General features: G+C 64.5%; 9 protein-coding genes. All 9 read left to right on the forward strand.

The window, feature by feature from the left end:
• The first annotated feature begins 116 nt into the window (after nt 1–116).
• Nucleotides 117–317 carry a hypothetical protein gene (locus tag ACIIOY_RS26640; protein WP_411037688.1) on the forward strand — a complete coding sequence of 67 codons (201 nt, stop codon included), beginning with the start codon at nt 117–119 and terminating at the stop codon, nt 315–317.
• Nucleotides 305–1,114 carry a DUF6551 family protein gene (locus ACIIOY_RS26645; RefSeq protein WP_411037689.1) on the forward strand — a complete coding sequence of 270 codons (810 nt, stop codon included), beginning with the start codon at nt 305–307 and terminating at the stop codon, nt 1,112–1,114. The genes ACIIOY_RS26640 and ACIIOY_RS26645 overlap by 13 nt, the downstream gene beginning before the upstream one ends.
• The gene (locus tag ACIIOY_RS26650) at nt 1,111–1,521 is read left to right on the forward strand and encodes a winged helix-turn-helix domain-containing protein (RefSeq protein ID WP_411037690.1); all 411 of its coding nucleotides are present in this window, start codon (nt 1,111–1,113) and stop codon (nt 1,519–1,521) included. The genes ACIIOY_RS26645 and ACIIOY_RS26650 overlap by 4 nt, the downstream gene beginning before the upstream one ends.
• A complete protein-coding gene (locus tag ACIIOY_RS26655) occupies nt 1,514–1,885 on the forward strand; it encodes a hypothetical protein (protein ID WP_411037691.1) in 372 nt (123 codons plus the stop codon). The genes ACIIOY_RS26650 and ACIIOY_RS26655 overlap by 8 nt, the downstream gene beginning before the upstream one ends.
• Nucleotides 1,882–2,541, forward strand: coding sequence for a regulatory protein GemA (locus tag ACIIOY_RS26660; RefSeq protein ID WP_411037692.1), 660 nt, complete (start codon nt 1,882–1,884; stop codon nt 2,539–2,541). Before ACIIOY_RS26655 ends, ACIIOY_RS26660 begins: the two co-directional genes overlap by 4 nt.
• On the forward strand, nt 2,538–2,753 hold the full coding sequence (locus ACIIOY_RS26665) for a hypothetical protein (RefSeq protein WP_411037693.1): 216 nt from the start codon (nt 2,538–2,540) through the stop codon (nt 2,751–2,753). The genes ACIIOY_RS26660 and ACIIOY_RS26665 overlap by 4 nt, the downstream gene beginning before the upstream one ends.
• A 3-nt stretch (nt 2,754–2,756) precedes the next feature.
• Nucleotides 2,757–2,966, forward strand: a complete 210-nt coding sequence (locus ACIIOY_RS26670; RefSeq protein WP_411037694.1) for a hypothetical protein — start codon at nt 2,757–2,759, stop codon at nt 2,964–2,966.
• Nucleotides 2,963–3,319, forward strand: a complete 357-nt coding sequence (locus tag ACIIOY_RS26675; protein ID WP_411037695.1) for a hypothetical protein — start codon at nt 2,963–2,965, stop codon at nt 3,317–3,319. The genes ACIIOY_RS26670 and ACIIOY_RS26675 overlap by 4 nt, the downstream gene beginning before the upstream one ends.
• 104 nt (nt 3,320–3,423) lie before the next feature.
• The gene (locus ACIIOY_RS26680; RefSeq protein WP_411037696.1) at nt 3,424–4,140 is read left to right on the forward strand and encodes a TIGR02594 family protein; all 717 of its coding nucleotides are present in this window, start codon (nt 3,424–3,426) and stop codon (nt 4,138–4,140) included.
• Nucleotides 4,141–4,196 lie beyond the last annotated feature (56 nt).

The following is a 4,196-nucleotide window of genomic DNA, read 5'->3' on the forward strand; positions in this document are numbered from 1 at the left end:
GGGGAGATCATCCCGATGACCGTCTGCCCGGCCGCGTCCTACGTCGCTGCCCGGCAGTTGAACAAGGAAGCCCGTGCCGAAGCCCATGCCGACGCGCTGCGGAAGGCAGGTGCGGCATGAGGCACTACCGCGACCAGCGCGCGATCGCCGAGGCCGTCGCCGAAATGTATCACCAACACGGTGCCCGCATTGTGGACCAGGACGGCGTTCTGTTCGCCCTGTTCTTCGACGACGCGACCATGGAGACCGTCGTCGCCAAGATCAACATCGACCGCCTCGCGGCCGACATCGAGAGGAGGTTGTCATGCGTGCAGTAGCGGCCCTAAACCTTCCGGACGTGGTTCCGGCCGAAATATCTTCCGAACCTCCGGAAATCCGTTGGGTCGCGCCCTCCACCCTTTGGGTCGACGAAAAGTATCAGCGCAGTCTCTCCGATCGGTCGATGCGGCTTATCCGCAAGATCGTTTCGGAATGGAACTGGGGCGCGTTCAAACCACCGTCAACGCAGGAGGTTGACGGCCGCCTTGAAGTGACGGACGGGCAGCACACCGCGATCGCCGCCGTCACCCATGGCGGTATCCCTCTCATACCGGTCCTCGTGAAGAAGGGTAGCGCGGTGGAAGACCGCGCGAACGCATTCGTCCGGCTCAACCGCGACCGTATCCAGGTAACGCGCACGCAGCTTCACAACGCCATGGTGGCTGCCGGTGACGAAGATGCACTCACGATTGCGCAGGTCTGCCAGAGGGCCGGCGTTCGCATCCTCAAAAACCCACCGCCAATGGGGCGTTTCAATGTCGGCGAGACCCTCGCCGTTTCCACTATTGCTGCCCTCGTGACACGTCGGCACGCGGCTGGAGCACGCAAGGTATTGGAAGTCTGCGTCAAGGGAGGAGCCACTCCGGTCGGGGCCGACATCATCAAGGCGGTAGAGTGCCTGCTCCACGCAGATGAATACAAAGGTGAGCTCGACGAAGAGCGCATCGCAGCGCTCATTTCTGCAAAGCTGGAGACCCTGCAGCTGGAAGCAAAGCGCTTCGCAGCGGAGCGGAAGATACCTTTATGGCGCGCTCTGGCGTCCGTCATCTTTATGAACCGTAGGAAGCGGACATGACGGCCGCCTCGTTCGACCACATCATCGCCGAGCAGAAGCTTGCGCTGGAAACTCTGCGTGAGCGCATTCGCCAACTGGAGGAGGCGCTGTCTCCGACATTCTTGCCGCCGGTGGAGTTCGGGCTCACGGCGTCCGAGGCCAAAGTTCTCTCTTGCCTGATCAGCCGAGATGTCGCCACGAAACAGCAGATCATGACGACGATATATTCCGACCGCGTCGATGATGAGCCGGATCCGAAGATCGTCGATGTCTTTGTCTGCAAGCTGCGGAAAAAACTAAAGCCGCACGGCGTGATCATCTCGACGGTATGGGGCCAGGGATATCGCCTTGAAAATCGTGATCAGTTCCGGGTCGACAACGTGAGCCTTGTCGGTTCGCTCCGATTTTCTGGAGGTGACCATGGCTGACCAGCTCCGTCCGTTCACCTGCACCTATCGATACGAGCGCCGCCCGATCGACATCACCGTGCATGCCCGCTCCTGGGAAGAGGCCTCCGCCCGCCTGCGCGCGATCGGCATGACGGCCCGCGTCGACGTCGGGCGAGCCCTCAAGGTCGGGCCGCTGCGCGCCTATCCGTGCTGTTACGAGTTCGAAGGCGTATCGAACGGGCTTCTCGTTGCCGCCCGTTCCAGGGAGGACGCCACAGAGCGGTTTCGTGCAATCGGCAGAACGGCCGTCGTCAACGGCGAGCAGGTCAAGGAAATCGGGGCCGGCGTGTTCGGCGAAGGCCTCGGCCGCGCCCTGACGGCCGCACGGAGGGCCGGCCAATGACCTCCACCATTGCCGCCATCCATACCGGCTTCAAGCAGCTCGGCATTGCCGAGGACGAGGACAAGCGGGCGATCTATGCCCGCGTGACCGGCAAGAACCGCCTGACCCTCATGAAACCGGCTGAGAAGGACGCCGTGCTTGCAGAGCTGCGACGGCTCGGCTTCTCTTCCGTCCCGCGCCGCGCGAACGGCCGGCAGCAGCTCACCGGCAAATTCGCCAAGAAGCTCCAGGCGCTCTGGATAGGCGCCTGGAACCTCGGCCTGGTTGAGGATCGCGACGATGCCGCCCTGGTCGCTTTCGTGAAGCGCCAGACCGGCCTCGACCAGGTCCGCTTCCTCCACCATGCCGATGACGCCCGCGCCGTCGTCGAGGCGCTGAAGGCGTGGATGGCGCGCGAGGCAGGTGTCAACTGGTCTCCCCCGGACAAGCGCTCGGCCGCCTATCTCGGGCGGTACGGCTACAAGATCGCGTGGGCGCAGTGGCGTATCCTGCATCCCGGCGCCGACCGGATCGTCCGAAAGGGCTTTGATACCTTCGTCGTCGACGTCACCGGCACGACCGATCTGTGGTGCGAGATCTCGGACGAGCAGTGGCAGGCCGTCATGAACGCCCTCGGGCCGCGTGTGCGCGCCGCCCGGAAGGCGGTGAAGGCATGACCAGGTCATCGCAGAAGGATTTCCGCAAATCCGTCGCCGAGATCTTCACCACCGGCATGAAGCTCAAGAAGGTGATGCAGAAAAAGCGCCTGACGCGGGCACGGTGCGTCTGCCCGCGCTGCGGCGGGATGATCCACGCCGCGCTGATCGGTTCGCGGCAGCACCTGCATATGGCCTGCCAGGGCGGATGCGGCATGCAGATGCTGGAGTGAGCCATGGCCCGCGCAACCGACACCACGCCGCTTCCGCTGTTCGAGGTGGAGACTTTGAAGGCCATTCGAGAGGAGCGTGAAGCCCTTTTGAAGAAGCTTCAGCGCGGCGGTGTCGATGCGCATGTTCGGATCCGCCGTGAGGAGCGGTTGAAGCTCCTCACGGCGCGGCAGATCGAGATCGAACTGCACCTCGGCCTCGGGGCGCACAAATGAACGCCACGAAGGTTCCCGCCCATATCGAGCCGTACATGACGGTCCTCGGCGTCGAGGGCGGCATCGAATTCCTCCTGCAGTTCGGCGGCTCCTACGTCTACCTGTCCGAGCGGCCGCAGGACCGTTCGCCCGTCGTCGAGCTGGTCGGGCATGAGAAGGCGGCGGCATTGGCGAAACGGATCGGCGCGGGCGGCCTTCGCGTCCCGCTCGGCAAGCCCTTTATCGCGGCGTATCTTCGCGCTAACAATTGGTCCATCAACGCGATCGCTCGCCGGCTGCATGTCTCCGACGTGTCCGTGCGCAAGTGGGTCAACGACGCCGACGACCGGCAGATGACCTTCCTGCTCGACTGACCACAAGCCCTTGTGGCTGTTTTCAGCTTAGCCATCCCCGCAATGTCCCCGTGATGCCGGAACGATTTCCGGCTGTTTTTTCACCGTCGGGGGCGTGCATCACCATGACATTCGAGCAATGGGTCATTTCCCGCCTTTTGGCCAACTGCGCCTATGCCGGCGCCGTCGACGGCGCGCCGGGCCGCAAGATGATCGAGGCGCTGGAGCGCTTCCAGCGCGCCGAGGGCCTGCCGGTGACCGGGATGGCGAACGCGGCCACCGTCGAGGCGCTGCGGCGCACCGGCCCGAAGTCGGCCCCCGTCGCCGCACCCGCCGTGCCGGCCGAGCCCGTCTGGATGCGCGAGGCGCGACGTCACATGGGCCTGCGTGAGATCGCCGGCAAGGGCTCGAACGCGACGATCATGTCCTGGGCGAAGCGCCTTGGCGGATGGGTCGCCAGCTTCTTCACCGACGATGACATCCCTTGGTGCGGCCTTGCCGTTGCGGCGTGGATCGCGATTACCCTGCCGAAGGAGGCGCTGCCGGCCAACCCGCTCGGCGCCCTCAACTGGAAGAAATTCGGCATCGGCCTTTCGACGCCGGCCCTTGGCGCGGTCCTCGTCTTCACCCGCAGCGGCGGCGGCCATGTCGGCCTCTACGTCGGCGAGGACAACACGCATTTCCACGTCCTTGGCGGGAACCAGAGCAATTCGGTCTCGATCACGCGGATCGAGAAGGGCCGCCTGGTCGCCGTCCGCTGGCCGTCCACCGGCGGCAATCCGGCCGGCGGGCGGGTGCATCTTTCCTCCAAGGGTGTCCCGGTCACGAGGAACGAAGCATGAGCGAGCGCCCGACCTACCGCACGACGAAACGGCAAATCTGGCTGTCCTTCGCCTTC

This window comes from Shinella agrisoli, assembly GCF_046557955.1.
In the GTDB taxonomy this organism is placed as follows: Bacteria; Pseudomonadota; Alphaproteobacteria; order Rhizobiales; family Rhizobiaceae; genus Shinella.

Excerpts from the sequence above, each read along its gene's own strand:
- ACIIOY_RS26675 (WP_411037695.1), top strand. The coding sequence starts at position 2,963 with ATGAACGCCACGAAGGTTCCCGCCCATATCGAGCCGTACATGACGGTC.
- ACIIOY_RS26640 (WP_411037688.1), top strand. The coding sequence starts at position 117 with ATGAGGCACTACCGCGACCAGCGCGCGATCGCCGAGGCCGTCGCCGAA.
- ACIIOY_RS26680 (WP_411037696.1), top strand. The coding sequence starts at position 3,424 with ATGACATTCGAGCAATGGGTCATTTCCCGCCTTTTGGCCAACTGCGCC.
- ACIIOY_RS26665 (WP_411037693.1), top strand. The coding sequence starts at position 2,538 with ATGACCAGGTCATCGCAGAAGGATTTCCGCAAATCCGTCGCCGAGATC.
- ACIIOY_RS26650 (WP_411037690.1), top strand. The coding sequence starts at position 1,111 with ATGACGGCCGCCTCGTTCGACCACATCATCGCCGAGCAGAAGCTTGCG.
- ACIIOY_RS26670 (WP_411037694.1), top strand. The coding sequence starts at position 2,757 with ATGGCCCGCGCAACCGACACCACGCCGCTTCCGCTGTTCGAGGTGGAG.
- ACIIOY_RS26655 (WP_411037691.1), top strand. The coding sequence starts at position 1,514 with ATGGCTGACCAGCTCCGTCCGTTCACCTGCACCTATCGATACGAGCGC.
- ACIIOY_RS26645 (WP_411037689.1), top strand. The coding sequence starts at position 305 with ATGCGTGCAGTAGCGGCCCTAAACCTTCCGGACGTGGTTCCGGCCGAA.
- ACIIOY_RS26660 (WP_411037692.1), top strand. The coding sequence starts at position 1,882 with ATGACCTCCACCATTGCCGCCATCCATACCGGCTTCAAGCAGCTCGGC.